This is a genomic window from Nocardia tengchongensis, assembly GCF_054781395.1.
In genome coordinates this window covers 358,342-384,367 of sequence record NZ_BAAGUM010000005.1, presented here as the reverse complement: position 1 = coordinate 384,367, position 26,026 = coordinate 358,342, and the positions used below count along the sequence as shown (strand labels likewise).

Annotated in this window: 18 protein-coding genes; 7 read left to right on the top strand and 11 right to left on the bottom strand. The window is 69.6% G+C overall.

The annotated features are described in order from the left end of the window. Positions 1–12: 12 nt before the first annotated feature. From ACYVKL_RS10290 to ACYVKL_RS10275, 4 genes are all read right to left on the bottom strand, one after another. Positions 13–2,610: a hypothetical protein gene (locus ACYVKL_RS10290; protein WP_379168674.1), complete on the bottom strand. Its 2,598-nt coding sequence runs from the start codon at positions 2,608–2,610 to the stop codon at positions 13–15. Then, entirely contained in the window at positions 2,607–2,927 is a 321-nt protein-coding gene (locus ACYVKL_RS10285) for a hypothetical protein (protein WP_379168672.1), read from the bottom strand. The genes ACYVKL_RS10290 and ACYVKL_RS10285 overlap by 4 nt, the downstream gene beginning before the upstream one ends. Positions 2,928–3,015: 88 nt before the next feature. Next, on the bottom strand, positions 3,016–3,327 hold the full coding sequence (locus ACYVKL_RS10280; protein ID WP_213557932.1) for a DUF6802 family protein: 312 nt from the start codon (positions 3,325–3,327) through the stop codon (positions 3,016–3,018). A 105-nt stretch (positions 3,328–3,432) separates the two neighbouring features. Then, positions 3,433–3,639 (bottom strand): PspC domain-containing protein, encoded by a 207-nt coding sequence (locus ACYVKL_RS10275; protein ID WP_379168670.1) that lies wholly within the window; start codon positions 3,637–3,639, stop codon positions 3,433–3,435. A 116-nt stretch (positions 3,640–3,755) separates the two neighbouring features. Here ACYVKL_RS10275 and ACYVKL_RS10270 point away from each other — a divergent pair, with 116 nt between their 5' ends. Further along, positions 3,756–5,399, top strand: coding sequence for an ABC-F family ATP-binding cassette domain-containing protein (locus tag ACYVKL_RS10270; protein WP_379168668.1), 1,644 nt, complete (start codon positions 3,756–3,758; stop codon positions 5,397–5,399). Between the two features lie 63 nt (positions 5,400–5,462). Here the strand turns inward: ACYVKL_RS10270 and glmM are convergent, their stop codons facing one another. The 5 genes from glmM to ACYVKL_RS10245 all read right to left on the bottom strand — a co-directional run bounded on the left by glmM (position 5,463) and on the right by ACYVKL_RS10245 (position 13,959). Beyond that, a complete protein-coding gene (gene glmM / locus ACYVKL_RS10265) occupies positions 5,463–6,839 on the bottom strand; it encodes a phosphoglucosamine mutase (RefSeq protein WP_379168666.1) in 1,377 nt (458 codons plus the stop codon). 162 nt (positions 6,840–7,001) lie between these two features. Continuing rightward, positions 7,002–7,517, bottom strand: a complete 516-nt coding sequence (gene rpsI, locus ACYVKL_RS10260) for a 30S ribosomal protein S9 (protein ID WP_213557936.1) — start codon at positions 7,515–7,517, stop codon at positions 7,002–7,004. Beyond that, positions 7,514–7,957 carry a 50S ribosomal protein L13 gene (gene rplM / locus ACYVKL_RS10255; RefSeq protein ID WP_357088878.1) on the bottom strand — a complete coding sequence of 148 codons (444 nt, stop codon included), beginning with the start codon at positions 7,955–7,957 and terminating at the stop codon, positions 7,514–7,516. Before rplM ends, rpsI begins: the two co-directional genes overlap by 4 nt. Positions 7,958–8,210: 253 nt before the next feature. Then, positions 8,211–11,189 (bottom strand): hypothetical protein, encoded by a 2,979-nt coding sequence (locus ACYVKL_RS10250; protein WP_379168663.1) that lies wholly within the window; start codon positions 11,187–11,189, stop codon positions 8,211–8,213. Between the two features lie 79 nt (positions 11,190–11,268). Next, positions 11,269–13,959: an ATP-binding cassette domain-containing protein gene (locus ACYVKL_RS10245; protein WP_379168662.1), complete on the bottom strand. Its 2,691-nt coding sequence runs from the start codon at positions 13,957–13,959 to the stop codon at positions 11,269–11,271. A 169-nt stretch (positions 13,960–14,128) separates the two neighbouring features. Between ACYVKL_RS10245 and ACYVKL_RS10240 the strand changes: the two genes are divergently transcribed. Beyond that, positions 14,129–15,544: a neutral zinc metallopeptidase gene (locus ACYVKL_RS10240; RefSeq protein ID WP_379168899.1), complete on the top strand. Its 1,416-nt coding sequence runs from the start codon at positions 14,129–14,131 to the stop codon at positions 15,542–15,544. A gap of 21 nt (positions 15,545–15,565) precedes the next feature. On the opposite strand, the gene ACYVKL_RS10235 is transcribed toward ACYVKL_RS10240, so the two are convergent. After that, positions 15,566–16,930: an FHA domain-containing protein gene (locus ACYVKL_RS10235; RefSeq protein WP_379168661.1), complete on the bottom strand. Its 1,365-nt coding sequence runs from the start codon at positions 16,928–16,930 to the stop codon at positions 15,566–15,568. A gap of 142 nt (positions 16,931–17,072) precedes the next feature. Between ACYVKL_RS10235 and ACYVKL_RS10230 the strand changes: the two genes are divergently transcribed. The 5 genes from ACYVKL_RS10230 (at position 17,073) to ACYVKL_RS10210 (ending at position 21,896) form a co-directional block, all read left to right on the top strand. Beyond that, entirely contained in the window at positions 17,073–18,644 is a 1,572-nt protein-coding gene (locus tag ACYVKL_RS10230) for a serine/threonine-protein kinase (RefSeq protein WP_379168660.1), read from the top strand. 33 nt (positions 18,645–18,677) lie between these two features. Then, positions 18,678–19,904, top strand: a complete 1,227-nt coding sequence (locus ACYVKL_RS10225) for a DUF7373 family lipoprotein (RefSeq protein WP_379168658.1) — start codon at positions 18,678–18,680, stop codon at positions 19,902–19,904. A gap of 36 nt (positions 19,905–19,940) precedes the next feature. Next, positions 19,941–21,143: a DUF7373 family lipoprotein gene (locus ACYVKL_RS10220; protein WP_379168656.1), complete on the top strand. Its 1,203-nt coding sequence runs from the start codon at positions 19,941–19,943 to the stop codon at positions 21,141–21,143. Between the two features lie 73 nt (positions 21,144–21,216). Beyond that, positions 21,217–21,546: a WXG100 family type VII secretion target gene (locus ACYVKL_RS10215; protein ID WP_379168654.1), complete on the top strand. Its 330-nt coding sequence runs from the start codon at positions 21,217–21,219 to the stop codon at positions 21,544–21,546. 47 nt (positions 21,547–21,593) lie between these two features. Then, positions 21,594–21,896 (top strand): WXG100 family type VII secretion target, encoded by a 303-nt coding sequence (locus ACYVKL_RS10210; protein ID WP_379168652.1) that lies wholly within the window; start codon positions 21,594–21,596, stop codon positions 21,894–21,896. 66 nt (positions 21,897–21,962) lie between these two features. On the opposite strand, the gene eccCa is transcribed toward ACYVKL_RS10210, so the two are convergent. After that, on the bottom strand, positions 21,963–25,994 hold the full coding sequence (gene eccCa, locus ACYVKL_RS10205; protein WP_379168650.1) for a type VII secretion protein EccCa: 4,032 nt from the start codon (positions 25,992–25,994) through the stop codon (positions 21,963–21,965). Positions 25,995–26,026 lie beyond the last annotated feature (32 nt).

Here is a 26,026-nt window from a genome sequence, read left to right as displayed (position 1 = left end):
ACACCCGCGGCCCTAGGAAGCCCCGGGCCCGAGCCCGGGCGCCACCTCCGGAATCTCCACCCCTCCCTCCGGAATCTCCAGCGGCACATCCGAACCCCCGAGCGCAGGCGCAGGCGTCCCTACGGTCCCACCGCCGACCGGCCCACCAACGGCCCCACCGCCGACCGGTCCACCCGACTCCGCCCCGCCCGCTCCCGGCGACTCGGCGCTATCCAACGGTGAAGTCGCCCCGGGGTTTTCGGGCACGACCGGGCAGTTCGCGGGATCTCCGACCGCGCTTCGCCCGCCATCGAGCGGCTGCCCTCCGGGCAAATCACCGCAGTCGGGCGGCGGCGCAGCCGGACACATGCCATCGACTGGTGGATAACCGAAGTTCGGCAGCTGGTCACCACCGAGCGGCCTTGGCGGCGTCGCAGATTCGGATGGCGGCGAACCACCCGGTGTGCAGGTCGGACTCGGGCCTCCACCAGGCGGAGTGCCGGCATTCGGCGCGGCGCTGCCGCACGGCGGTGCCGGTATGCCGGACTCGGATCGCGACGAATCATCAGGCCGGCACAGGTTCAGGCCCTGGTGCTGGACCGGAGGGCATCCCGCGCCGGGAATCTCCGCCCCGCCGACCTGGTCCGACCGTGTGGCGGACTCAGGCGATGACGGAGTGCCTTGCGGGCACGGGTCCGGCGGGACTGCCCCCGGAGTCTGGGCCCCGCCGGCGGGGGTGAATGGTCCCCCAGCGGGGTTGTCCGGGGTGAGGGCGGGGTTGCCCGTGTGATCCTTCAGGGTCCAGGTGTGGGTTCGACCGGATTCGTCTGTTACCGCGACAGACATGTCGCCGTTTGCCGTGCGGTCGAGGACGAAATGCTTTCCAACGATGTCGAATTCGACGTGGCCAGTAGGCAGATTCGCACCTTCGGGACCGCGCGGGGCAGGTGTCGAGCCTTCAGGCCCGCCGGAGTTGATCCCGCCTCCCGGGGAGGCGGGGTGCCCTGCGTTGCTGGGATGCCCGGAGTCCTCCGGAAGGCCGGAGTCGACCGGCTCGGGTGATGTCGGGTCAGCGAGGAAGCCGAGCTGCTCGAGGGTGGCTGAAATACCTTGCCGGAGGCTGGTTCCGAGCTGCTCGAGAGTGCCCTTCAACGCTTCGGCGAGCCGGTCCGACGAAGCCTGGCCCGGTTCGATCGCAGCCCCGGGCGTCTGCGAGGACCCGCGCGGTCCAGCACCTGCCGCAGACTCCGCGCCCGGCCAGGGCTCCGCTCCACCACGTGGCTCAATTGCGGTGCGCGACTCTATGTCACCCCGCGAATCCATTGTTGCCCGCGGCTCCGAAGTGGCGAGCGGGGTTGTGGCGGCGGGGCCGGCGAAATCGGTATTGCCGCCGGCACGTTCAGGGTGGGTGGAGGTCGGACACGTGCGCCCCTCCGACCGAGATCGAGCCGAGTCCGGCGCATCCGTTGCGACACCGGGCGGCTGACAGCATGCGGGCCCGCCGTCGGATGCGGGCGGCCGCGATCCGGCCGTCGGCGGCGCACCCACCCCTCCGTCGGCCGAACCGACCGAGCAGGGCTGTACGCCAACAGCATTCGACTCCACACCTGCCGGTTGGCACTTCGCACCAGCCGGGTCGGTCTCCACCGCAGCTGGATCTGCCTGCCCGGCGAGAGGGTCCGCTTCTCCGGCAGTCGGGTTTCCCTGCGCAGCGGCGGGGTCTGTCCGCCCCGCAGCAGAGTTCCCCTGTCCAGCGGCGGCATCTGTCTGCCCGGCAGCAGGGTTCCCCTGTCCAAAGGCGGGGTCTGTCTGCCCGGTGGCAGGGTCCACCTTTCCGGTGGTGGGGTTGGGCAGCGGCGATGGAACTGGACGGGCTGCCGAGGGATCGCGTTGCTTCGGGGCGTGGGTCGGCGGTGCCGGGGCGGGGTCTTGCTGTGGCAGCAGGGTCGGGGCGGGCTGAGGGTAGGGGTGGTCGATGACCTGCGCGAAGGCGGTACTGATCACGCGGTAGTGGGATTCGAAGGTGTCGGCGGTGGCGGTGCAGGCTGCGGTGAAGGCGGCGAGTTTGTGGTCGACGTCGGTGCGGAAGGTGCCGGTGAGCCATGGGTCGGTGGGGGCGATCGACTCGATGGCGTCGGGTGTCCTGCCATCGATGGTGAGGCGGCCCTCGCCGTCGGGTGTGGGTTCGAGCAGGGCGCGAGCGTGTTCGGCTTTCGCGAGGACGGCTTGACGCATCGGGTCGAGGGCCGCGGCGATCGCGCCCGATGCCGCGCGGATCGTGTCGAGGTCGGTGCGGGCCTGGCGCAGTTGAGAATTCATGAGCGCGACGGCTTCCGTGCCGGTGGCACCCGTCCACGCGGTGGGCAGGGTGTTCGCTACCGCCCGGTGGGCTGCGAAGCGGGAGTCGGCGTCCGCGAGCGCCTTGTCCATTTCGTTTCGAGCAGTGTCGAATTCGGTGAGGCTCATGCCGCGCTGCTCGTCGTAGCGTGCGTAGAGTTCCGTCGGTTCCGCGCCCGGCGGTGCGCCGAATACCTTGGCGTACAAGGGCAGGAAGTGCTCCCAGTAGCGCAGGCCGGGCGCGCCGTAGTCGAGGATCTGGTCGACGGTCTTGCCGCTGGGGTCGAAGGTCATCGGCCCGCCTCGTCGAGAGCGGTGGCGCGGTCGCGGTCCAAGCGCTCGTATTCGGTGGCGGCGCGGTCGATGACGTCGGCGGTGGCGGCCGCGGCGGCACTCCAGTAGCGCAGGCAAGCCGCCGCACGTTCGAAGCCCTGGTGCACATCGGCGCCCTGCGCGGAGTAGTCGCGGCCCGCTCGGTCATTGCCGATACCGAAGGCGTGATCGGCGACCGCCCCGGCGTGCTGTCGCAGCGCCGCAGCGTTGTCGCGCAAGGTGGTGGCCGCCGTATGCAGGGCTGCGATGCGCACGCCGAAATCGCCGGATTCCCCCATTGATCCCCCCTCGAGTCCTTGCCCTCCGGACCGGCCTCGCCAGCCGGCGAGGCCCGGTTACGCGCCGTGCAGCCCCCTGCGCTCGGCCTCAGCTGCCGCCGAGATGCCCGCCGTCCATCCGCACCCATTCGGTGGTGCCGTCGGAGTGGTGGTGGAACTCCCACGCCGAGTAGTCACCACCGCTGTCCACAACGGTCACATGGTCGGCGTAGCCGTCGTGATCCAGATCCGTCCACACCTGCATGGCGTGATCGGTGCCGGTGGTCACGGTGTCGGCCAGCCCGTCGGCGTCGAGATCCTGCGTGGGGTGCGATAACTCGACCGCACCCAGCGCACCGAGTTCCGAATGCGCGTCCAGCTCAGGCAGATTCAGTCCGGGCAGATCACCGGATGTGACCATGATGTGCACTCCTCCGCAGTGGCGTGACTCCCATCCTGGCACTCCCGATCACCCCTCGCACCACCTTCGATGCCGAATGTGGATAACTCGGGCCCTGGGGATAACTCACTGCTTGGGGATGATGATCCACAGCGCGATGTAGAGCAGGAACTGCGGTCCGGGCAGCAGGCAGGAGAGCACGAACAGGAAGCGGACGAGTCCGGAACTCCAGCCGGTGTATTCGGCGAGCCCGCCGCACACCCCGCCGATCCACTTGTCGTCCCGCGAGCGGGTCAGTCGTTTGGGGGCCGGGGTCGGAAACTGTGTGGTCATGTCTCCACTCTGCCGAGGCGGGACCCCGCGCACATCGGGCCGAAGCCCGAGGACGACCCTGAACTTTCCGAGGCCCGACGTCAGGGTGCCACCCCGAACACGGCAGAATCGCCCAGGTGAGCACCACTCTGCATGCGCGCGGCCTGGCCGCCGGACACGGCGAGCGTCTGCTGTTCTCCGACCTGGACCTGATCCTCGCCCCCGGCGATGTGATCGGCCTGGTCGGCGTGAACGGGGCGGGCAAGTCCACCCTGTTGCGCATGCTCGCCGACGGCGACGCCCACGAGGGCGAGATCGTGCTGAGCCCGCCCGACGCTACCGTCGGCTACCTGGCCCAGGAGCCCGAGCGGGTGGCCGGCGAGACCGTGCTGGAGTTCCTGCGTCGCCGCACCGGCGTGGCCGCCGCCCAGCGGATCATGGATTCCGCCGCCGAACGGCTCGCCGACGGCGGCGACGACGAGTACTCCCCCGCCCTGGAGCGCTGGCTCGCCCTGGGCGGCGCGGATCTGGAGCAGCGCGCCGACGAGGTGGCCGCCGATCTCGGCCTGGCCGACAGCCTCCCACACGGCCTGGACACCCCGATGACCGTGCTCTCGGGCGGTCAGGCGGCCCGGGCCGGGCTGGCCTCGGTGCTGTTGTCCCGCTTCGACATCCTGCTGCTGGACGAGCCCACCAACGATCTCGATCTGGACGGCCTGGCCCGGCTCGAGCAGTTCGTGACCGGTGTCCGCGAGCCGCTCATGGTGATCAGCCACGACCGAGAGTTCCTGGCTCGCACCGTGAATCGCATCGTCGAATTGGATCTGGCGCAGCAGCAGGTCGGCGTCTACGACGGCGGCTACGACTCGTATCTGGAGGAGCGGGAGATCGCCCGCCGACACGCCCGCGAGGCCTACGACGAGTTCGCCGACACCAAGGCCGGTCTGGAGGCGCGGGCGAACATGCAGCGCAATTGGATGGAACACGGTGTCCGCAATGCCCGCCGTAAGTCCAAGGCGGACTCGGACAAGATGGGCCGCAAGGCCCGCGCGGAATCCACCGAGAAGCAGGCGTCCAAGGTCAAGCAGACACTCAAGCGCATCGAACGCCTGGACGCGGTGGAGGAGCCGCGCAAGGAGTGGGAGTTGCGCATGTCCATCGCGGCCGCGCCCCGCAGCGGCGCGGTGGTGGCGACGCTCTCCGGTGCGACGGTGAGCCGCGGCGACTTCACCCTCGGTCCGGTGACGGTGCAGGTGGATTGGGGCGACCGCATCGTCCTGACGGGCGCGAACGGCGCCGGAAAGTCCACCCTGCTGTCGCTGCTGCTCGGAAAGATGCAGCCGGACAACGGATCCTCGTCGCTGGGCTCGGGCGTGGCGATCGGCGAGGTCGATCAGGCGCGCGGCCTGTTCCGCGGAAACGGCACTCTCGCCGATACTTTCAGCGCTCAGATCCCCGACTGGAACGAATCCGACGTCCGCACCCTGCTCGCCAAGTTCGGGCTGCGCGGCCCGCATGTGCTGCGCCCCAACGACACCCTGTCCCCCGGCGAGCGCACCCGGGCCGCCCTGGCGCTGCTCCAGGCACGTGGCGTGAACCTGCTGGTGCTGGACGAGCCCACCAACCACCTGGATCTGGTCGCCATCGAGCAGCTGGAGCAGGCGGTCGAATCCTTCGAGGGCACAGTCCTGTTGGTGACTCACGACCGTCGCATGCTCGACACGGTCACCGCCACCCGACGCTGGCACCTGGCCGACGGCAAGCTGACCGAAGCCCACTGACACGTCGAGTGGCACACCGGGGGCGGATCTTCGTACCGCCGGGGTGTGCCACTCGGCGAAAAGCTAGACGGCCTCGACCAGCTTGGCGAGGTGATCGGCCAGGTCGTGCGCCTGGGCGAGGTCGGTGGCCTCGACCATGACGCGGACCAGTTGTTCGGTTCCACTGGGACGCAGCAGGATTCGGCCGCTATCGCCGAGCAGCTGTTCGGCCTGGGCGACCGCTTCCAGCACCGCGGGCGCGCTGGCGACGGCGGCCTTGTCCGAGACCGGGACGTTCACCAGGATCTGCGGGACGGTCTGCACGATGCCCGCCAATTCCGCGAGGCTGCTGCCGGTTTCGGCCATCCGCGCCATCAGTTTGAGGCCGGTGAGCACGCCGTCGCCGGTGGTGCCGTAGCGCGGGAACACCACGTGGCCGGACTGCTCGCCGCCCAGGGTGTAGCCGCCGTTGCGGAGGTCCTCGAGCACGTAGCGGTCGCCGACGGCGGTGGTGCGCACCGTGATTCCGGCCGCGCGCATGGCGATGTGCAGGCCGAGGTTGCTCATGACGGTGGCGACCAGGGTGTCCTCGGCGAGTTCGCCGGACTCGCGCATGCCGACGGCGATCACGGCCATGATGGCGTCGCCGTCGACCACGGCGCCGGTGGCGTCCACCGCCAGGCAGCGGTCGGCGTCACCGTCGAGGGCGAGGCCGAGGTCCGCGCCGTGTTCGCGCACCGCGGCCTGGATCTGCTCCAGATGCGTGGAGCCGCAGCCGGCGTTGATGTTGAGGCCGTCGGGTTCGGCGTTGATCGGGATGACGGTCGCGCCCGCCTCACGGAAGGCGGCGGGGCCGACCTCGGAGGCCGCTCCGTGCGCGCAGTCCAGCACGACGGTGAGCCCGCGCAGGTCGCGGCCGGTGGCCTGGACCAGGTGCTCGACGTAGCGTTCGTGGGTGCCTTCGAGGCTGTAGCGGTCGGTGACGTCGAAGACGTGCCCGCCCAGTCCGGGCCGGCCGAGGATGCGTCCGATGGCGCCGCCGGTGGGCCGGGTGAATCCGCCGTCGGTGATGAGCGCCTCGATGCGGTCCTCGATGGCGTCGTCCAGCTTGTGCCCGCCCGCGGCGAAGATCTTGATGCCGTTGTCCGGCATGGGGTTGTGCGAGGCGGAGATCATCACGCCCAGGCAGGCGTCGTACACGCCGGTCAGGTAGGCGACGGCGGGCGTCGGCAGCACGCCGACCGACAGCACGTCCACGCCCGCGGAGGTCAGGCCCGCGGTGACGGCGGCTTCGAGCATCTCGCCGCTGGCGCGCGGATCGCGTCCGACGACGGCCACCGCGCGCTTCTTCCCGCGGCTCAGTACCTGCGCGGCCGCGGCCGAAACCTGCAGTGCCAGTTCCGGACTCAACGAGTCATTGGCGAGCCCGCGGACACCGTCGGTGCCGAACAAACGTCCCATTACCTCAACACCCCTGCAGTTCGGTGGATACAGCACGAGAGCAGGCGCCCCTCCGGTCCGAAAACCGTTGTGGGGAGCCTGCTCTCGCACAGGTTGCCGTGCAGACGGTACCGTGCCCGGCCCCCACGAGGGCCGGGCACGGTAGAGCCTGACGGCGCAATATCAGCGCTTCGAGTACTGAGGCGCCTTACGGGCCTTCTTGAGGCCGTACTTCTTACGCTCGGTGGCACGCGGGTCACGGGTCAGGAAGCCGGCACGCTTGAGGGCGGGACGGTCGTCCGGGGTGACCTCGATCAGCGCACGGGCGATGGCGAGACGCAGCGCGCCGGCCTGGCCGGACGGGCCGCCGCCGACGAGGCGGGCGAAGATGTCGAAGGTCTCGACGCGCTCGACGGTGACGAGCGGGGACTTCACCAGCTGCTGGTGCACCTTGTTCGGGAAGTAATCCTCGATGGTGCGGCCGTTCAGCACGAAGTTGCCGGTACCCGGCACCAGGCGCACGCGAACCACGGCCTCCTTGCGGCGGCCGACGGTCTGGACCGGACGGTCCATGGCGACCGGCGCGGCGAAGGTCTCGGTGTACTCGGCCTCGGCCTCGTAACCGTCACCCTCTTCGACGACCTCCACGGCGGTGTCCTCGACGACGTAGTCGTCGTTGAATTCCTCAGGAGCGGTCACTGGGCCACCTGCTTGATCTCGAAGGGGATGGGCTGCTGGGCGGCGTGCGGGTGGTTCGGGCCCGCGTAGACCTTCAGCTTGCCGATGATCTTGTTGCCCAGCTTGTTCTTCGGGATCATGCCCTTGACGGCACGCTCGACCAGACGGTCGGGGCGGGTGTCCAGGATCTGGCCCACGGTACGGCCCTTCAGACCACCCGGGTGACCGGAGTGGGTGTAGAGGACCTTGTCCTGCCGCTTGTTGCCCGAGATGGCAACCTTGTCGGCGTTGATGATGATGACGAAGTCGCCGCCATCAACGTTCGGGGCGTAGGTCGGCTTGTTCTTGCCACGCAGGATGTTCGCAGCCTGCACGGAAAGACGGCCGAGCACTACGTCAGTGGCATCGATGACGTACCACTTGCGGGTCACGTCACCGCCCTTGGGGCTGTACGTAGGCACAGTGCATCCCTGTCTGTCGTAGGTTTTGCCAGCCAAGTGCGTGGTCGAGCTGATCCCGGCGGCCGGAAGAGACCCAGGGCTCGTGTGACAACCAGTTGCCTGGCCGTACCGCACACCAACGAGCAACCTTACCAGCGGGGGCGGCGGTCCCTCGAATCCGGCCCCCAGCCCCGGAATGGGCGAACCGGCGAGTGAAGCACATCACCGTCCAACCGAAAGGGCCCTTCCCGCGATCGCCGGAAGGGCCCACAGGTCAGATGTGCAACGGCGGGCCGGGGTCGATGCCGCGCACCGGCCCGGGCAGCGTGTAGCGGAGGGTGTCGATGCCGAGGCGCAGGCATTCCAGGCTCTGCGGGTCGCCGATGGTGGCGACGCCCGAACCCGGCAGGCCGGACACGAACGGGGTCACCGCGCACGAGTCGCCGACCGGACGCAGCTCCCCGACGGCGGTCCGAGCGACGACGCCGGAGGCGGTCCCGGGCGCGACAGACGTCCCGGACGCGGTCCCGAACGCGGTGGATGTCCCGGAGGCGGTTCCGGACGCGGTGGATGTCACGGACGACGCGGGCGGGACGGACTCGGCCGCCATGGTCGCCCGCTGATCCGAGTGCGCGCCCAGCAGCGACAGGGCCGCGGCGCCGACCACGATGGGCGCGCCGAACGGCTTGCGCATCTTGCCCCACAGCTTGCCCTTGCGTGGCTTGCGCTCACCTTCGGAGCCCGATCCGGAGTCCGAATCCGACTGCCCAGCGGCATCTTCCGGCGCTTGCGGATTCGACCCACGCACCCCCGACGACATCGGCCCACCGTACATCGCGCCGGGCTGGCCAGGAGCGTTTCCACCGGATCCAGCAAAACTCCCGCGACCCGAACCGGACGTATCCCCCTCGGGCCCATAGGGACCCGCCGGATAGCCGCCCGTGGCGTACCCGCCTTGCGCACCGTATCCACCCGGGCCGTATCCGCCCTGGTTGTACTGCCCGCCCGGACCCTGCTGCGAGCCGTACTGGCCGCCGGGACCTTGCTGCGCACCACCCGGGCCGTAACCGCCCTGAGCGGAACCTTCCGACCCCGCAGCGTTCGCCGAACCGTAGCCCGCGCCATAGCCGCTGCCACCGGTCGAGCCCGGCCCGCCTGCGCCCGGCCCGAATTGGCCGGCGGCGGCCTGCGACTCACCCGGCCCATACGCGCCGGGCTGCCCATAGCCGCCCTGCACCTGACCACCGGGCCCGAAAGCGCCACCCGACTGCCCCTGGCCGTAACCGCCCTGGCCGCCAGGACCATACGTGCCCGCGGCACCCTGCCCCTGCTGCGCACCAGCGCCACCAAGCCCCTGCTGCGCGCCTGCCGAACCCGGACCCTGCGCCGCGCCTGCGGAGCCTGAACCTTGATGCGTGCCCGCCGAACCTGCTCCCTGCTGTGCGCCCGCGGAGCCCGAACCTTGTTGCGCGCCTGCGGAACCCGGTCCGTACCCGCCATCTGCGGCGTGTGCCGACGCCGCGTAGCCCTGACGGCCCGACCCGGCACCACCCTGGTCACCGGGTCCGAAGACCGTCGTCATCTGATCGTCGGCGGGTGAACCCGGCGGCCGCATGAACCGGCCGCCGACGCCTTCCAGCCCGGGCGGTAGCGTCCCGCGTCCCCCGGCCACGGGCTGTCCCCCGGTGCTCGGACCTTCGGTGCCGCGCGTAACCCCTTGGCCCGCATCGCCGCTCGGCGACGTCCCGGCCGCCGCGGCGGCGTTCCGGTCGGGTTCGCCCGCTCCCGCCTGTGTGAGCCGTGCCAATTCCGCGGCGGTCACCCGCTGGGTGATGCCACCGGGCCCGGTGTTGCCCGTCGCGCCGGCCTGAGCCGCGGCGTCCTGCGCGGTGATGCGCCGCGTGAGTCCTTCGGCGGCCGGATCGGCGGGCCGGCCCGACGTCGACCCCTTCGTCAGGGCGGCCACGGCCGCGACCTCCTCGGCGGTCAGACGACGAGTCCGGCCCTCCGAGTCGCCGCCCGCCGGCTTACCGGCGTCGGCCGCAGGCTGCGGGCCCGTGCGCGGCGCGGAACCCGGCCGCTGCGTGTCGGATTCGGGCGCGGGCGGTGGATCCATGTGCCGGGGAACCAGTTCCGGCTGCTGAGCCAGCGGTTCGGGCTGGCGTTGCAGCGGCCGGTCGGCGGGTCCGCCGCTGACATGGCGCGGTCCCTGCTCGATCGGTCGCGCGTCAGCGCCTCCAGGCTGCTGTTCGGAGCCACTCTGCTGCCCGACGGCGCCCGCCTGCTGCGGCGATCCCGTCTGCTGCCCAGCGGCACTCGTCTGCTGCGCCGATCCTGCCTGCTGCCCAGCGGCACCGGCCTGCTGCGCCGATCCCGCCTGCTGCGCCGCGGCGGGCCGGGGCCGGTCGTAGGCCGGGTCGCCTTCACTGTCGGCGACCAGCAGGTGGGTCGCACCCAGGACGAGCGCGTGCATCGGATGGTCGGCGACCTGGAAGCGGTGGCCGAGGTGGTTCTGGAAGGCCAGGCGCAGCGCGTCGTTGAAGCAGACGTTGCCGGTGAGCAGCACGGTCGAGGTGTCGGCGTTGATGGCGCGGGCGGCGGCCATGACCTCGATGACGACATTGTCGGCGGCGTGGGCCTCGTGCAGCGCTTCGGCGGTGATGGCGACGCTGACCGATTCGGTGGGCTGATCGTCGTTGCCGTGGACCGCGACGACCAGGCATTCGCGGCCGTCGGAGTAGACGCCGACCGCGCCGACGGCGGGCCCGCGCCCGGGCGCCCGGACCAGGCCGAGGGCGCGCACGTACCCGGACAGCGCCACCGATTCGGGCAGCGGTTCGGCGGGCACGCCGAGTTGTTCGACCAGCCGCACGAATTCGTCGACCTTGGGGTCGGGCCATTCGTCGGGGAAGGGCAGCGCGAGCACATCCGGTGTGGCCCCGAGATGTTCGACGACCGAGGCCAGCGGGTTGTGCATGCGGGCGCGGAACACCAGTTCGGCGGGCCAGGTCGCCCCGGCCACCACGATCTGCGGGTGCCCGATGATGTCGCGCACGTCCGAGATGGCAATGCCGACATCGGGCCGCCGGTCCACGCCGGCGGTGTGCAGCCGCCCGGACGCGTCCGCCAGCAGATACGCCGGAGGGGTGTACGAACCCTCAACCAGGACCGGGCGGATGGGCGAACCGCCGCCACCGGCGGCCACCGACACCACGTCCCAGCCGAGATGCACTGCCCCAACTCGCGCCGTCACGACCATCAGTCTGCCTGCTCGCCCTGCTGAGCGCGCGACCGAATCACCACTTCGCACCCCCGCCCGGGTGTATGACCGATCACGCCGACAGCTTCTTCAAGCGCAGACGCGACCAGGTGAACAGCGCGAGCAACGCCGTGATCCCGCTCAGGATGGCGATGTCCATCGCCCAGGTGCCGACCGTGTGCTTCCACACGAAGTCCTTCTGCGCCTCGGGCATCGACGACATCGAGGGCAGGTTGATCGTGGACGCCCCGGCGCCGTAACCCCAGCGGGACGGGAACAGCCACGAGAGCTGTTCCAGCACGGTCTGACCCGCCACCGAGATCATGCCGCTGGACAGCACCAACTGCGCCATGATGACCACCACCAGCAGCGGCATCACCTGCTCGTTGGATTTGGCCAGCGCCGACAACGCCAGACCCAGCACCACACACGACACCGCCGTCAACGCGACGTCGAGATAGAGCTCGAAGGTTCCCGACGAGAGCACCACGCCCTTGCCCGGCGCGGGCTTGAACGCCAGCACGATGCCGATCATCACCGCCGACTGGAACAGCGCCGCGAGACTGAAGATCACGATCTTCGACATCAGGTAGGCGCCCGACCGCAAGCCGACCGCGCGTTCCCGATAGAAGATGGCCCGCTCGCCGACCAGGTCACGAACGCTGAGGGTGGCCCCCATGAAGCAGGCGCCGAGGATCAGCACCACCAGCAGCTGCTGCGCCTCACCGTTGCTGGCGGGCACCATGTCGCCGTTGGGCAATTGGACGAAGCCGGCCGATTGGAATCCGTTCTTGCCCTTGACGACCAGTGACAACGCCCCGAGCACGAAGGGCAGCACGGACAGGAAGATCAGGTAGCCGCGGTCGGCGAAGATGAGCCGCGACTGCCGTCGCGCCAGGGTCGAGAACTGTTTGATCGCACTCGATTTCGGGGCCTTCGCCCGCTCCACCGGTTTGACCGGCGCGGGCGGCTCCGCGAACGCCTGCCGGGACCGGAAGTTCGCGAACGCCAGATCCGGGTCGGCGTCGACGCGGCCGAAGATCTCGGCCCAGTCACTGGTGCCCATGACGTGCCCGACGGTGCCCGGGTGCCCACAGAAGGCGGTCTTGCCGCCGGGCGCGAGCAGCAGCACCTGATCGCACATGTCCAGGCAGGCCACCGAGTGGGTGACCACGATGACGGTGCGCCCGGCGTCGGCCAGTTCCCGCAGCATGGTCATGACCTGACGGTCCAGCGCCGGGTCCAGGCCCGAGGTGGGCTCATCCAGGATGAGCAGCGAGGGACCGGTGAGCAGTTCCATGGCCACCGAGGCGCGCTTGCGCTGACCGCCGGAGAGCCGGTCCACGCGGGTGTCGGCGTGCTGGGTGAGCGAAAGCTCCTTCAGCACATCGGTGATCACCTGTTTGCGGTCGGCCTTGCTGGTGTCGGGCGGCAGTCGCAGCTGGGCGGCGAAGTTGAGCGCCTGTTTGACGGTGAGCTGCCGGTGCAGCACGTCGTCCTGCGGCACCATGCCGATGCGGGAGCGCAGCGCCTCGTATTCGGCGTGCAGGTTGCGGCCCTCGAAGGTGACCACACCGGCGGACGGAAGGGTGGTTCCCGCAATGAGTTTCGACAGCGTGGACTTGCCCGCGCCGGAGGGTCCGATGAGCGCGGTCAGCGAGCCGCGACCGGCCTGCATGTTGACGTCGACGAGCAGCTGCTTGTTGCCCTCGACGGTGAACGAGACGCCGTGCACGTGCAGGCCCTGTTCGGCGACCGGCCGCTGCCGGTGCACCAGGGTGCCTTCCTGCACGACGAAGTCGACGTTACCGATGGTGACGATGTCGCGTTCGCGCAGCAGTGCGCGCTGTTCCCGGCGGCCGTTGACGAAGGTGCCGTTGGCCGAGTTGAGGTCCTCGAGGGCCAGGCCCTCGCGGTCCGGGACCAGGCGCGCGTGCTTGCGCGAGGCCATCGGATCATTGACCACGATCTCGTTGTCGCTGGTACGGCCGATGTGCAGGCCGTTGCGCGGAATCCGGTCGGCGCGCGCGATGGCGGCGGTGGACGCCCGCGCGCGGATCGGCGGCAGCGCGGAGGTGTCGGCCTTGGTGGTCATGTTGATCGCGTCGCCGGCCTGCGGCTGCTGGTTGACCGGCGGCCGCACCACGTTCGGCCGCGGCGGCGTTCCGCCCTGCGGAGTCTGCCGCTGCGGCATCGGGTTCGGCTGCTGATGCTGCGGTCCCGAGACCGGCCGGTTCGGGTTCGGGTTCGGCCACTGCGGCTGATTCTGGTTGGGCTGGACCGGATTCGGCGGCTGCCACGGCTGCTGCGGCGCGGGCCGCTGCTGCACCGGCGGGCGCTGCGCGAACGGCTGCTGTGCCTGCTGCGGCTGCCCCACCTGCGGCTGCGGGCGCGACGGCGGCCGGTTCGGCTGCAGACCGGGCTGCTGCGACGGCGTGCCTCCCACACGCGCCTGCTGCGGCAGCAGGTGCAGCAGCGGGCCGCTGATGGCGTCGCCGAGCCGCACCTGGGTGGGCCGGTTGATGACCAGCGGCGTGGACAGCCGGCGGGCGTCCACGAAAACGCCGTTGGTGCTGCCGTTGTCGGTGAGCATCCACGATCCGGCCTCGTAGCTGAGGATCGCGTGGACGCGGGAGACCAGTGGGCTGTCGACGAACAGCGTCACCTCCGGCGCCCGCCCCATCGTGATCTGCTGAGTCGCGTCGAAGACCCGTTCGGTTCCATCATGACGCACGGTGATCTGCTGCGCCCCCGGTGAAGACATGGTGGGATGATAAGCGAAGCCCCCGGAGTCCGGCGTCGCGCTTCTTGGCCGCCCGCCCGATTCCGGGACCAGAATTCGATCGGCTGCCGAGGGAGAACACGTGGCGAGACGCCGAGGGGAGGCGGTGCGCACTCGCCGGTCCGCGCGGATTCGCCGCACCCTGGTGACGCTGGGGGTACTGGCCGTCGCGGTCGCGCTCTTGTCCGGATGTACACGAAATGTTCACGGCCACGCCGTATCCATCTACGACGACCCGTTCAAGGTGGCCGGTCTGCCTACCACCAGCGGTCCCAGCGGACCCCGCACCGGTGTGCCCGATTCGACGCTGACCGCGCAGAACTCCGACGGCGGCATGATCGACAAGCTGGTGCTCAACGCCCTCGACGATATCCAGACCTATTGGCAGGGTGAGTTTCCACGCGAGTTCGGCGGCGACTTCACGCCGGTGGACAAGTTCATCTCCTGGAACGCCAGGACACCGCGCTCGCAGGCCGGGCAGTTCTGTGGCGAGACCAGCTACCGGCTCGTGAACGCCGCCTACTGCCGGCTGGACGGTTCGGTGGGCTGGGATCGCGGCGTGCTGCTGCCCGCGGTGGCCGACGAGTTCGGGAAGATGTCGGTGGTGATGGTGCTGGCCCACGAGTACGGGCACGCCATCCAGGAGATGGCCAAGCTGGTCGGCCGCCGCACCCCGACCATCGTCAAGGAGCAGCAGGCGGATTGCTTCGCGGGCGCCTTCATCCGGAATGTGGCCGAGGGCAAGGCCCCGCATTTCACCATCAACACCTCCGACGGCCTGAACGCGGTGCTGGCCGCGACGGTCGCCTTCCGCGACGCCGATCCCGACGATCCGCAGAGCGTGCACGGTTCCGCGTTCGAGCGGGTGACGGCCGTGCAGATCGGCTTCACCGACGGCCCCAAGAGCTGTAAGGCCATCGACCAGAACGAGATCGACCGCCGCCGCGGCAATCTGCCGCAGACCCTCGGCAACGACGCCAATCACGGCCAGTCCGAGGTGACCCAGTCCAGCCTGCAGGATCTGGCCAAGGCGATGGCGTCGATCATGCCGATCAGCGACGAGCCCGAATACGGCTACGACACCGCGAAGCTGAACTGCCGCAACGGCGCCGACACCGCGCCGGTCACCTATTGTCCGGCCACCAATCGGATCGGCACCGATGTCTCCGCGCTGCACGATCGCGGCGTCTCCAATGCCGATGACCAGGATGCCTTGCCCGCCAACGTCACCGGGGATTTCACCGCCTACATCGTGTTCATCTCCCGCTACACACTGGCCGTGCAGCACTCCGAGAAACTGCCGTTGAAGGGTGCGAAGACGGGTTTGCGCGCGGCCTGCCTGTCAGGCGTGATCTCGGGGAAGCTGGCCGATCCGAGCCGCAAGGCGAGCGGCGGCATCACGCTGTCCGCGGGCGATCTCGACGAGGCGGTCTCGGGTCTGCTCACCGACGGCCTGGCCGCCAGCGACACCGACGGCAAGACCGTGCCCAGTGGCTTCTCCCGGGTGGACGCCTTCCGCGCAGGAGTGCTGGGCACCCAAGACATCTGCTATTCCCGATATACCTAGGGGAACAGGGACTTTCGGGTCCTATCCGAAGGGCGGGGGCGCGACGGGTTCCAGCCGCAGCACCCGGTTGCCGAGCATGATCTCCGCGCCCGGAATCAGAGTGAACGGCTGATTCGGTTGCAGCCGAATCCAATCGCGGTATCCGGGCGGGCGCACCCGGGTGCCGTTGGTGGAGCCGCGGTCGACGATGGTGACATCCCAGTTCACCAGGCGGATCTCGGCGTGCGCCCGGGACATGCCGCCGGAGCTGTCGTCGATCCGCAAGGGCAGCAGGCCCGCCCGGGCCGGTTCGGAGAGCTCGGGGTCGCGGCCCACCACGGCGTCGGCGGCCAGCATGAACGTCATACCGTCGTCGAGGACCAGCATGCCCAGCGGCGGCCGGATCACCTCCGACACGTGCTGGGTCTGATCCACCGGCATGCCGCACACCGTGCAGAAGGCCGCGCGCGGATCACTGGGATGCGCACGCGCGCACTTGAATCCGAGCACCTTCGCGGTGAGGGCGGTGGCCTTGGCGGTGGCCTCGAGCCGGCGCTGCAGGTCCGGATCGGGTTTGGGCGCGGGGTTGGTGCCGCTGGTCTCGCTGGAGCCGGCCATCTCGGTGGGCGCCCGATGCAGATCCACCGGGATGTCCTCGGTCACCGGATCCGCGGGAGCGGCGGCCGCCGCCAGGCTCGCGGGAATGCGATTGGAGGTGCGGGTCGGGATCAGATCGGGGTCCACGGGGAGCGGTTCGGGCTCCGGATCCCGTTCGGCGTCGAAGGCGGCCGTGGGCGGCGGCGGTTCCGCGGGCCGCGGCCGGACCGCGCGCACCGGTGTGCGGGACACCACAGGCTCGCCCTCGAACCAAACCACCGCGCCCGCGGCGGGCGCCAGTCCCTCGATGAGCGACCCGATTCCGCGCTCGGGCAGCTCCGGTTGCCGCTGGTGGTGGCCGAAGAGTTCCTGCCGGGATTCGTCGATGAACAGCGCCGCGGCCCGTGCGGGCGGCGCGGCGACCCGGTCCACGGTGAACGCGGCGTCACTGCCCCGGTAGTACTCGACCACGCTCCCGGCCAGCACGGCCGTCACCGAGCCGTGCAGGAAGATGGCCAATCCACCGGTGTCGGCGGCCGACAGGATGCCGAAATCGATGGGCTCCCCCGGTGAGATCCGCTCGGCGTCCTTCATCAGCCACCGCGTCGCCTGCCGCGCGATCCACCGGCCCGGCCCGTCCGGGGACAGCTCGGTGGCGTCGGCGACCAGATCCCCCAGCGCCCGCACCGCCGTGACCGCCCGCGATTCCGGGGTGAGCCGCCCGCGCTCCCGATGCGCGACCAGGATCACCGCTCCCGCCACCCGGCTCAGCGCATGCCCGCCCGCGACGACCTCGACCTGCCGATCCATCACGGGAATCGGCCCCCGAGAAGCACGCGGCAGGGATCCTTCAGCACAGCCACCAGGTTACGTGCCCGTCCGACACCCGCTACAGTCGCGGAGAGCAGCGGGGGGAGCCGCTGCGTCCGGCGAGTAATCCAGGAGTTCGTTCATGGCGATGAGTCCCGGCACCATCGTCGGGGGGTACCGGATCGTGCGGGTCCTCGGTGCGGGCGGGATGGGGACCGTCTACCTGGGCAAGCATCCTGAGCTGCCGCGTATGGACGCGCTCAAGGTGCTCTCGGCCGAGCTGACCCGCAATGAGGAGTTCCGCGGGCGCTTCGAGCGCGAGGCCAATGTGGTTGCGGGTCTGGACCACCCGAACATCGTCGCGGTGCACAATCGCGGCGAGGAGAACGGGCAGCTCTGGATCGCGATGCAGTACGTCGAGGGCACCGACGCCTCGGCCGAGATCAAGCGCGATCGGGCCGCCGTCCCGCCGCTGCGCGCGCTGTCCATCGTCACCCAGATCGGCCGCGGCCTCGACTACGCGCACCGGCGCGGACTGCTGCACCGGGATGTGAAGCCCGCCAACTTCCTGCTCTCCAACGCCGAGGGTGAGGACGAGCGGGCGCTGCTGGCCGACTTCGGCGTCGCCAAGTCCATCGAGGACACCACCGAGCTCACCCAGACCGGCAGCTTCGTGGCCACCATCGCCTATGCCCCGCCGGAGCAGCTGTCGGGCGCCCCGCTGGACCACCGCGCCGACATCTACAGCCTGGGCTGCTCCTTCTTCAAGCTGCTGACCGGCCGGAACCCGTATCCCGCAACGCAACCGGCGCTGGTCATGATGGGCCACCTGCACGAGCCGCCGCCGCGCGCCACCGACGTCGACCCGCATCTGCCCGCCGCACTCGACCAGGTCTTCGCGCGGGTGATGGCCAAGAACCCGGCCGAGCGCTACAACTCCTGCCGCGAGTTCACCGAAGCCGCCACGGCCGCGCTGGTGCCGGGCTACAACCCGGTGTCCACCAACACCTCACCGACCTATCCGATCCAGGTCGCGCCGCCGGGCATGCTGACGGCAACGGCCCAGAACTACAGCGCCACACCGGTTTCCGCGTCGGATCCGACCGAGGCGGTGCGGCCGACCCGCGGTCGCACCCGGCTCTACCTAGGTATCGGTGCGGCGACGGTGGCCGCCGCGGTCGCGGTGGGCATCGGCATCGTGGTCAGCGGCGGCGAGAGCGGTTCCGCCGCAACGACTTCCGCCGTGGCCGCCCCCGCCTCGAACGCGGCGCCGAAGTCGGTGGACCAGGCGCGCAAGGACAATCCCGCGTTCCAGGGCAAGACCGTCACCATGGTCGACGTGACCGGCGACCAGCTCAACACCAAATACAGCATCTACCTCACCGGCAGTGACCAGGCGAAATACCTGGAGAGCCTGGGCTTCGTCTACAACCCGCAGTACCAGCCGGCGACCGGGGAGACCGCGCCGCGCGCCTCCACCGGCTGGGGCTCGCTGAAGGTGACCGACGATTCCTACGTCATCGCCGTCCGCTCCGACGAGAAGGCCGGCGGTGGCGGCCTTCTCGGCCTGCCGAGCGAAATCACCAGCTCACGTGCCATCGTGGTGCCGGTCGACGACCCGTCCACGGTGGCCGCGATCCGCAATTGGACCCCCGACTCCGGCCAGACCCTGCTCACCAAACTGGTACCGGTCCTGCACAACCGGATCAAGTAGGGTTGCGCCGACAGTCTCTGGGGAGGGGAACCCATGCGCAAATCCGTGCGCGCAGCCATGTCCGCGGCGGCCGCGGTCGTGGCTCTGATGACCGCCGCCTGCGGCTCCGATCCGGAATCGGCCGCACCGGCCGAACCCGTCATCGACCTGGCCAAGCTCGATACCGGCAACCTGACGACCCAGCCCAAGCAGTACGACAAGGCCGGCAACAAGGACCTCGGCCGGGCCGTACAGGCCGAACGGCTGGCCAATTACCTACCGCTGCCCGCGGAAATGAACCCGGCGGTCACCAAGCCCGCGGCGGCGGTCAACGGCGCGATCAGGCCTTTCATCGATCTCGGCTCCGGTGCGATGCGGGTCCGCACCAACGCCAAACCGGACGCCCTGCGGGCCGCCGCGCCCGGCTTCCTCTCCGGCTACGTGACCACCGGTAATTCCGACGACCTGCCGGGCCTGGCCTACGAGTTCGCGAATACGGTGCTGATCTTCACCGACGAGGCAGCAGCGTCCGCCGCCGCTCAGGCCCTGGGCCAGGCCGACTTCGACGCCGTCCCGAGTGAGCGCCTGCACCTGGACAAGTACCCGTCGGCCTTCGTCTATCTCGACAAGTACTACGACTTCAACGCCGGCGTCCGATCCTGGTATGCCACCGGCAGATTCGTCATCTTCGGCTACGTCTGGGACGAACTGATGGCGGAGTCCGGGATCAGCGATCCGGCCGCGCTGCTGGCCCGGGTGCAGCTCGGCCTCGACGCCATTCCGCCCGCCCTCGCGAAGTTCCCCGCCGTCGCCCCGGATCAGCTGACCGAGCAGCCCGTCGACCTGGACGGCGTACTCGGGCGCACCTTGCGGACCGTCGCCGACGACCAGTCCGAGCGCGGCATTCCCGGCGTCTACGACCGGCACGGCGGACTCCAACTGTTCCCCGGCGACGACAATGCGGCCTTGTTCGAGAAGGCGGGCGTGGACCGGGTGGCGTTCAACGGCGGCTACGTCTTCCGCGCCCGCGACGCTGCCGGGGCCACGGCCATCATGGCCGAACACAGCCGGACCTCGCGCACCTTCGAGCCCGCGGACTCACCCGTGAACCTCCCGAATGCTCAGTGCCGCAAGTACACCGGGCCGGAGCCCCTCTCCATCCCCTACTACTGCTACGTCACGCACGGCCGCTTCGCGGGCGAGGTGGCGGCGAGCCAGCTGCTCGATGCGCAGCAACGGATTTCGGCGCAATACGCCCTGTTCATCAACGCGGACAAGTGATCGGGAGGGAAAATGATGATCTCGCAACGACTTCGAATGACCGCCCTGTTCGCGGTCGCCGCCGCGGCGCTGACCGGCTGCGCGACCATGTCCGGCACCACCCGGCCCGGTGAAATCGACGTCCGCACACTGGATGTCGGCAAGTACTCCACCCGGCCGCTGGATCTGCGGTACCTCTACCGACCGAGAATGATCATCGCCCGGGAACTGGCGACGCAGCGGCTCGCCGACCACGTGGTGACCGGCGCCGACATCGACCCGGCCCTCGCCTTCGGCACCGGCGCCGTGTCGATCATCAATACCGACCGCGCGACCCAGGTCCTGGCCAAGGCCACCGAACCGGTCCTCGTCGCGAACAAGATGATGTTCGGCCTCTCGGTCGGTCACAGCGACAAACAGCTGGACGAGTCGGGTAAGACGCCCGCCGACAGCACGTTCACCACGGTCACCGTCCTCCAGTTCCCCGATGCCGCCGCCGCGGTGAAAGCGGCCACCGAATTGGACGACGCCGACTTCGGGGTGGCCGCGGATGTGAACGAGCGGGTCGTGTTACCCGGACACGGCGACGCCCATTCGCATTGGCGGCCCGGAGTCGCCAGCCTCGGCTCGACCATCGCGCACGGCAGCTACGTCGTGAATACCTATCTCGGCGTGCAAAATCCGGATCTGTCGGCCTTGACGGCGCTCGCCGACAAGGTCTTCGACGCCCAATTGCCGCTACTGGATTCCTTGCCGCCGTTGACCCCGGAGGGCATTCTGCGCCTGCGCTACGACGCGGACGGCATGCTGCGGCGCACCCTCGCCCCCGGGGTGAGTTTCCGGCCCGACTTCCGTGAGCAGGCCGTCGCCGAACCGCGCGGATTTCTGCATCGGGTGAGCGATCAGGCCTTCTGGCGGCGGCTCGTCACCGACAGCGGAACAGACCGCTTCTCGACCTCCGGCGCGGATTACGACGGGCCGAGCATGCTGTTCCGAACCCGTGACGCGCAGGCGGCGAAACAACTGGCGGATGCCATTCTCGGACACGGCTATTCCGGGAAAGTGGACGCACCGGCCGGAGTTCCGGACGCGAAATGCGGGGAAACCACCAATACTTCGACCGTGATCAACCGCATCCGGCGGTATCGCTGCGTGGTCAGCTATCGCCAGTACACGGCCGTGGTGGACTCCGATCAGGTGGCCGACGCCCATCAGCGGGCGGCCGCCCAGTACGCGTTGCTGGCGAACAGCACCTGGTAGCGGGGAACCGGCGGGCCGTGACCTACGTCCAATCACTCAGAGGTCGTCCGCCCGCGAACCGGAAGGAGGCACCGTGGCAGGTGCATTCGAAGCCAGTAACGAGCTCATCCAGGCCAAGGCCCAGGAGTTCCAGAAGACCCACGACATGCTGATGCACGCCATCGCCGATCTGAAGCGTGATGAGGACGGCATGGTCGCCGGCTCGAATTGGCGAGGCGGCGCGGCGGACGCTTTCAACGCGTTCATGCAGCGGTACTACTTCCAGGCCGACAAGCTCAACGACAAGCTCATGCACACCGCCGAGACGCTGATCAAGGTCGGCTCGAACTACGAAGAGCACGACAAGGATTACGAGTCCAAGGTCAACGCCCAGATCTCGAGCCTCGACCTCCCGGCCGTCTAGCCACTCGGCCACCCTCTCTTTCCGGACAATTGGCAAAGGAGTTCACCATGGCAGCAGTTGACGGCCAGATCATCTCCGCCCATTTCGAAGGCGTCGCCGACGGCGCGAATTCGATCCTCCGCCGCGCGGAAGCCATCCGCGACCAGCTCGAGGCCTTCCACCGCACGGTGGAGGAGTTCGTGCAGAACAACTGGAAGGGCGACGCCAACGACGCGTTCGCCGACCTCCAGCGCCTGTGGAACCAGCATGTCCTCCACCTCAACACCACCCTCAACGGCGCGGCCACCCTGGTCCGCACCGGCAATGCCGAACTCCAGGCCAAGGACACCGCACTCGCGGGACTGTTCTGAGAACTTCACGAGCGAACGGGCCCCGGCATTGCCGCCGAGGACCGTTCGCGTTCGGTCACTGACAGCTCACGGCTCTGCCGAAGGCAGCCAACCGGTTTGGATCAGTCCCTGGCTTGCCCGGGTGCCGTAGGTGCCGCGGCCCGGCGGCATGAGGGACGGACGGCTATTGCCGAACAACACGCCTTCGTCGCGGCTGCAGCTCATCACCAGGGACGCGGAGTTGAGTTCCTCGAGGCGGTTGAGGGTGGCCTCGTACATGGCTCGGCCCGCGCCGCCGGAGCGGCGGGCCAGGATCAGGTGGAAGCCGAGGTCGCGGGCGTGGGCCAGGTGGTCGACCAAAGCGTGCAGGGGGTTGCCGGCGGCAGTGGCGACCAGGTCGTAGTCGTCGACGATGACGTACAGTTCCGGGCCCTGCCACCAGGAGCGGTCCTTGAGCTGCTGCGGGGTCACGTCGGGGCCGGGCATGCGCTGGCTGACGTAGGCGGCCAGGTCGGCCATGTGCTGGGTGAACTGCGGCCCGGTGGTGCCGTAACCCGCGAGGTACCCGTCCGGGACGGTGCCGAGCATGGTGCGCCGGTAGTCGCCCATGATGACGCGCGCCTGATCGGTGGTGTTGGACGCGCAGATGGACTGCACCAGCGAGCGCAGCACGGTGGTCTTTCCGGCTTCGGAGTCGCCGATGATCACGAAGTGCGGGCTCGCCGCCAGATCCAGGAACGCCGGGGCGAGTTCGGCCTCGTCGATGCCGAGCGGGAAGCGCAGGCACGGCTGGGCACGGTCCACCCGGGCGGGCCACTCCCCCGCCGCGCGCAAGAGCTCGGCGCGAGGCAGCCGATCGGGCAGCATGCGCACCGCGGGCGCGGGGCGGCCCGGCGTGAATCGAGCGATCATCGAGACCGCGTGCGCCACACCGGTTCCCATCGATGCCGGATCGGGGTCGCCGCCGACTCGCGGCAGCGCGGTCAGCATGTGCAGCCCGTCGGCGGTCATGCCGCGCCCCGGGCGTCCCATCGGCACCAGTGCCGCGAACTTGCGGCCCAGATCCGAATCCATGGGGTCGCCGAGCCGCAATTCGACGCGCGTGCCGATCTGATCCTTGAGCGCGGGCCGGGCCTCGGCCCAGCGGTTCAGCGACAGGACCACGTGCACGCCGTACGAAAGTCCTTGCACCGCGAGGTTCATGACAGTTTGGTCGAGAAGTTCGAATTCCTGCCGGAAGGCGCCGTACCCGTCGATCACCAGGAACACGTCGCCGAAGGGGTCCTCCCGCACGCCGCCGGCGGTGCTGTCGGCGTCGGTTCCGGTGGCGCGCAGCCGCCGGAACTCGGCCATGGACTCCACCCCGAGGCGCCGGAAGCTTGCTTCGCGGCGGCGAACGATGCCCACCATCTCGGCCACGGTGCGCCGCACCTGGTCGGCCTCCATGCGGCTGGCGACCGTGCCGACGTGCGGCAGCCCGGCCAGCCCGACCATGGTGCCGCCGCCGAAGTCGAGCAGATAGAACTGCACCTGTTCGGCGGTGTGCGTCAACGACATCGCCATGACCAGGGCCCGCAGCGCCGTCGATTTACCCGATTGCGGGCCGCCGACCACGGCCACGTTGCCGCGCGATCCCGACAGGTCCACCACCATCGGATCGCGGCGCTGATCGTAGGGCCGGTCCACAATGCCGATCGGGGCGCGCAGCGCGGCCACGGGGTTCCAGTCGCCGGTGAGGATCGAGCGCGGCAGCAGCTGATCCAGGGTGGGCGCGTCACCGAGCGGCGGCAGCCAGATCTCGTGGGCGGGCCGCCCGCACCCGCGCACTCGCGACACCAGCATCTGCAGGTTGGAGACCTGATCGGCCTCGGCGGGCGCGGTCACCGGTTCGGGTTGCTCGGGCGGCGGAATCCGGTCGGCGGTGCGGAAGTCCACGCGTGCCGCGCTGAACGGCCGAGCAGTCACGTCGATCTCACCGGAGCGAGTCACCGCCCCGGCCGCACGTCGCGCCGCGCCGCCGGTGTACGGCCCGGAGACGTAGGCGGACTGGAATCGCTGAATCTCCCCGGAATCGGATTTCAGGTAGCCGCCGCCGGGATTGCCGGGCAGGTTGTAGGCGTCCGGCACGCCCAGTACCTGCCTGGATTCGTTGGCGGAGAACGTCTTCAGGCCGATCCGATAGGACAGGTGGCTCTCCAGCCCCTTGAGCCGTCCTTCCTCGAGCCGCTGCGAGGCCAGCAGCAGGTGCACGTGCAGCGAGCGCCCCAGACGCCCGATCATGGTGAACAGCTCGGCGAAATCCGGGTGCTGGGACAGCAGTTCGGAGAATTCGTCGAGCACCACGAACAGGGCGGGCATGGGGTCCAGGTCCGCGCCCGCCGCCCGCGCCCTCTCGTATTCGGAGACATTGGCGAAGTTGCCCGCCGCGCGCAGCAGTTCCTGTCGCCGGTTCATCTCACCGGCGAGCGCGTCGCGCATGCGGTCGACGAGGTCGGCCTCTTCCTCCAGGTTGGTGATGATGGCCGCGACGTGAGCCACCCCTTCCAGCCCGAGGAAGGTCGCGCCGCCCTTGAAATCGACCAGCACGAAGTTCAGCTGATCCGGCGAGTGCGTGGCGACGAGGGAAAGCACCAGTGTGCGAAGGAATTCCGACTTTCCCGACCCGGTCGCGCCGATGCACAGCCCGTGCGGGCCCATGCCACCCTCGGCCGCCTCCTTGATATCGAGCACCACCGGCAGTCCGTCGGCCCCGATGCCGAACGGCACCCGCAGCCGTTCCCGGCCGTAGCGCGGCCGCCAGGCGGTCTCGGGGACGAAGGCGCCGATGTCGCCGAGCCCCAGCAGCTGTGACCAGCCGGAGATGACTTCGCCTTCGTCGCCGCCGGTCTCGGCGGTGCGCGCGGCGGGGGCGCGGTAGGGCGCGAGCCGCCGCGCCGCCTGTTCGGCTTCGCGCGCGCCAATGCGGTCGATGACCGCGAAGCGTTCCATCGCCCCGGAGGCGCCGCGGCCGGCGCATTCCCCGTTCTCCACCACCATCTGGATGCCGCGGGAAGCGGCCAGCCGTGGCGCGTACCCGCACAGGTCGATGACAGTGACGCCCTCGAAACCGTGCTCCCGCAGAGGATCTTCCTCGGCTTCGAGTAGTCCGCCGTCGAGCACCAGCACGATCTGGGTGAGCGCGGGATCCGCCGGCTGGTTACGGGAGTATCGAACCCGGTTGTGCAGTAGCGAGTTCAGGTCGGCGTGCGCCTCACGGATGGAGCCGTACACCATGCGCCCGCTGCCGACGCCGTCCTGGGATTCGGGATGCTGGCTGTGCGGCAGCCATTTGGCCCATTCCCATTCCCGGATGGTGTCGGGTCCGCAGACCACGGCGACGAGTACCTGGTCAGGGCTCTGGAACATGGTCAGTTGCAGCAGCATTGCCCGGCTCAGGTCGCGGGCCTGGGCGCGGTCGCCGGTGAGCTGGACGGCGGCGAAGCCTTTGACGGCGAGTGCGGTCGGCAGGTCGGGGACGGTGGAGTGGGTGCGCACGAACCGCCGCAGCGAGACCGCGGCGATGGGTTCGAGTTCCTCGACCGGCCCAGTTTCCGGGGCGACCAGTCTTGTAGCAAGTCTCTGGCTACCTAACCCGATGCGGGCGTGACAGAAGTCCTTGTCCCCCGGCCGACGCTCCCACATCCGCGCGGTCCCCGCCAGCATCCAGATCAGCCCCGGCGCCGGATGACTCCATTCGACGGCCGCCCGCTGCTGCCCGGCCGTCCCCTCCACATCCCGGCGCACCTGGTCCAGATAGCGCAGATAGTCCTTGCGGTCCTCGTCGGCCTCGGCCGCCTTCTGCCCCTTGCCGCCCTGCCCCGCATACATCCCGACCATGGAGAACACCATCATCATCGGGAACATCAGGCTCATCGGATTGGACGCGATGCCGCTGCCGGAGGTGAACATCAGCGCCACCATGCCGAGCATGCCGACGCCCATCACCACCGGCATCAGCCTGGCCAAGAGATTCGCCGGAACGGCCCGCGGAATCTCCGGCGGCGGCTGCAAGGTCACCTCACCGCCCGGCGAGCGCGGCATCTCCCGGCGCGGGCGGCGTTGGAACCGAACGGTGCTCATCGCGAAAAATCCCCCAGGGCATCGGGTGGGAG

What these genes read in the sequence shown, in the direction of transcription:
- ACYVKL_RS10230 (WP_379168660.1), top strand. Translation starts at nt 17,073, where the DNA reads ATGGCGATGAGTCCCGGCACCATCGTCGGGGGGTACCGGATCGTGCGG.
- ACYVKL_RS10290 (WP_379168674.1), bottom strand. Translation starts at nt 2,610, where the DNA reads ATGACCTTCGACCCCAGCGGCAAGACCGTCGACCAGATCCTCGACTAC.
- ACYVKL_RS10285 (WP_379168672.1), bottom strand. Translation starts at nt 2,927, where the DNA reads ATGGGGGAATCCGGCGATTTCGGCGTGCGCATCGCAGCCCTGCATACG.
- eccCa (WP_379168650.1), bottom strand. Translation starts at nt 25,994, where the DNA reads ATGAGCACCGTTCGGTTCCAACGCCGCCCGCGCCGGGAGATGCCGCGC.
- ACYVKL_RS10220 (WP_379168656.1), top strand. Translation starts at nt 19,941, where the DNA reads ATGACCGCCCTGTTCGCGGTCGCCGCCGCGGCGCTGACCGGCTGCGCG.
- ACYVKL_RS10275 (WP_379168670.1), bottom strand. Translation starts at nt 3,639, where the DNA reads ATGACCACACAGTTTCCGACCCCGGCCCCCAAACGACTGACCCGCTCG.
- ACYVKL_RS10280 (WP_213557932.1), bottom strand. Translation starts at nt 3,327, where the DNA reads ATGGTCACATCCGGTGATCTGCCCGGACTGAATCTGCCTGAGCTGGAC.
- glmM (WP_379168666.1), bottom strand. Translation starts at nt 6,839, where the DNA reads ATGGGACGTTTGTTCGGCACCGACGGTGTCCGCGGGCTCGCCAATGAC.
- ACYVKL_RS10235 (WP_379168661.1), bottom strand. Translation starts at nt 16,930, where the DNA reads ATGGATCGGCAGGTCGAGGTCGTCGCGGGCGGGCATGCGCTGAGCCGG.
- ACYVKL_RS10245 (WP_379168662.1), bottom strand. Translation starts at nt 13,959, where the DNA reads ATGTCTTCACCGGGGGCGCAGCAGATCACCGTGCGTCATGATGGAACC.
- ACYVKL_RS10225 (WP_379168658.1), top strand. Translation starts at nt 18,678, where the DNA reads ATGCGCAAATCCGTGCGCGCAGCCATGTCCGCGGCGGCCGCGGTCGTG.
- ACYVKL_RS10210 (WP_379168652.1), top strand. Translation starts at nt 21,594, where the DNA reads ATGGCAGCAGTTGACGGCCAGATCATCTCCGCCCATTTCGAAGGCGTC.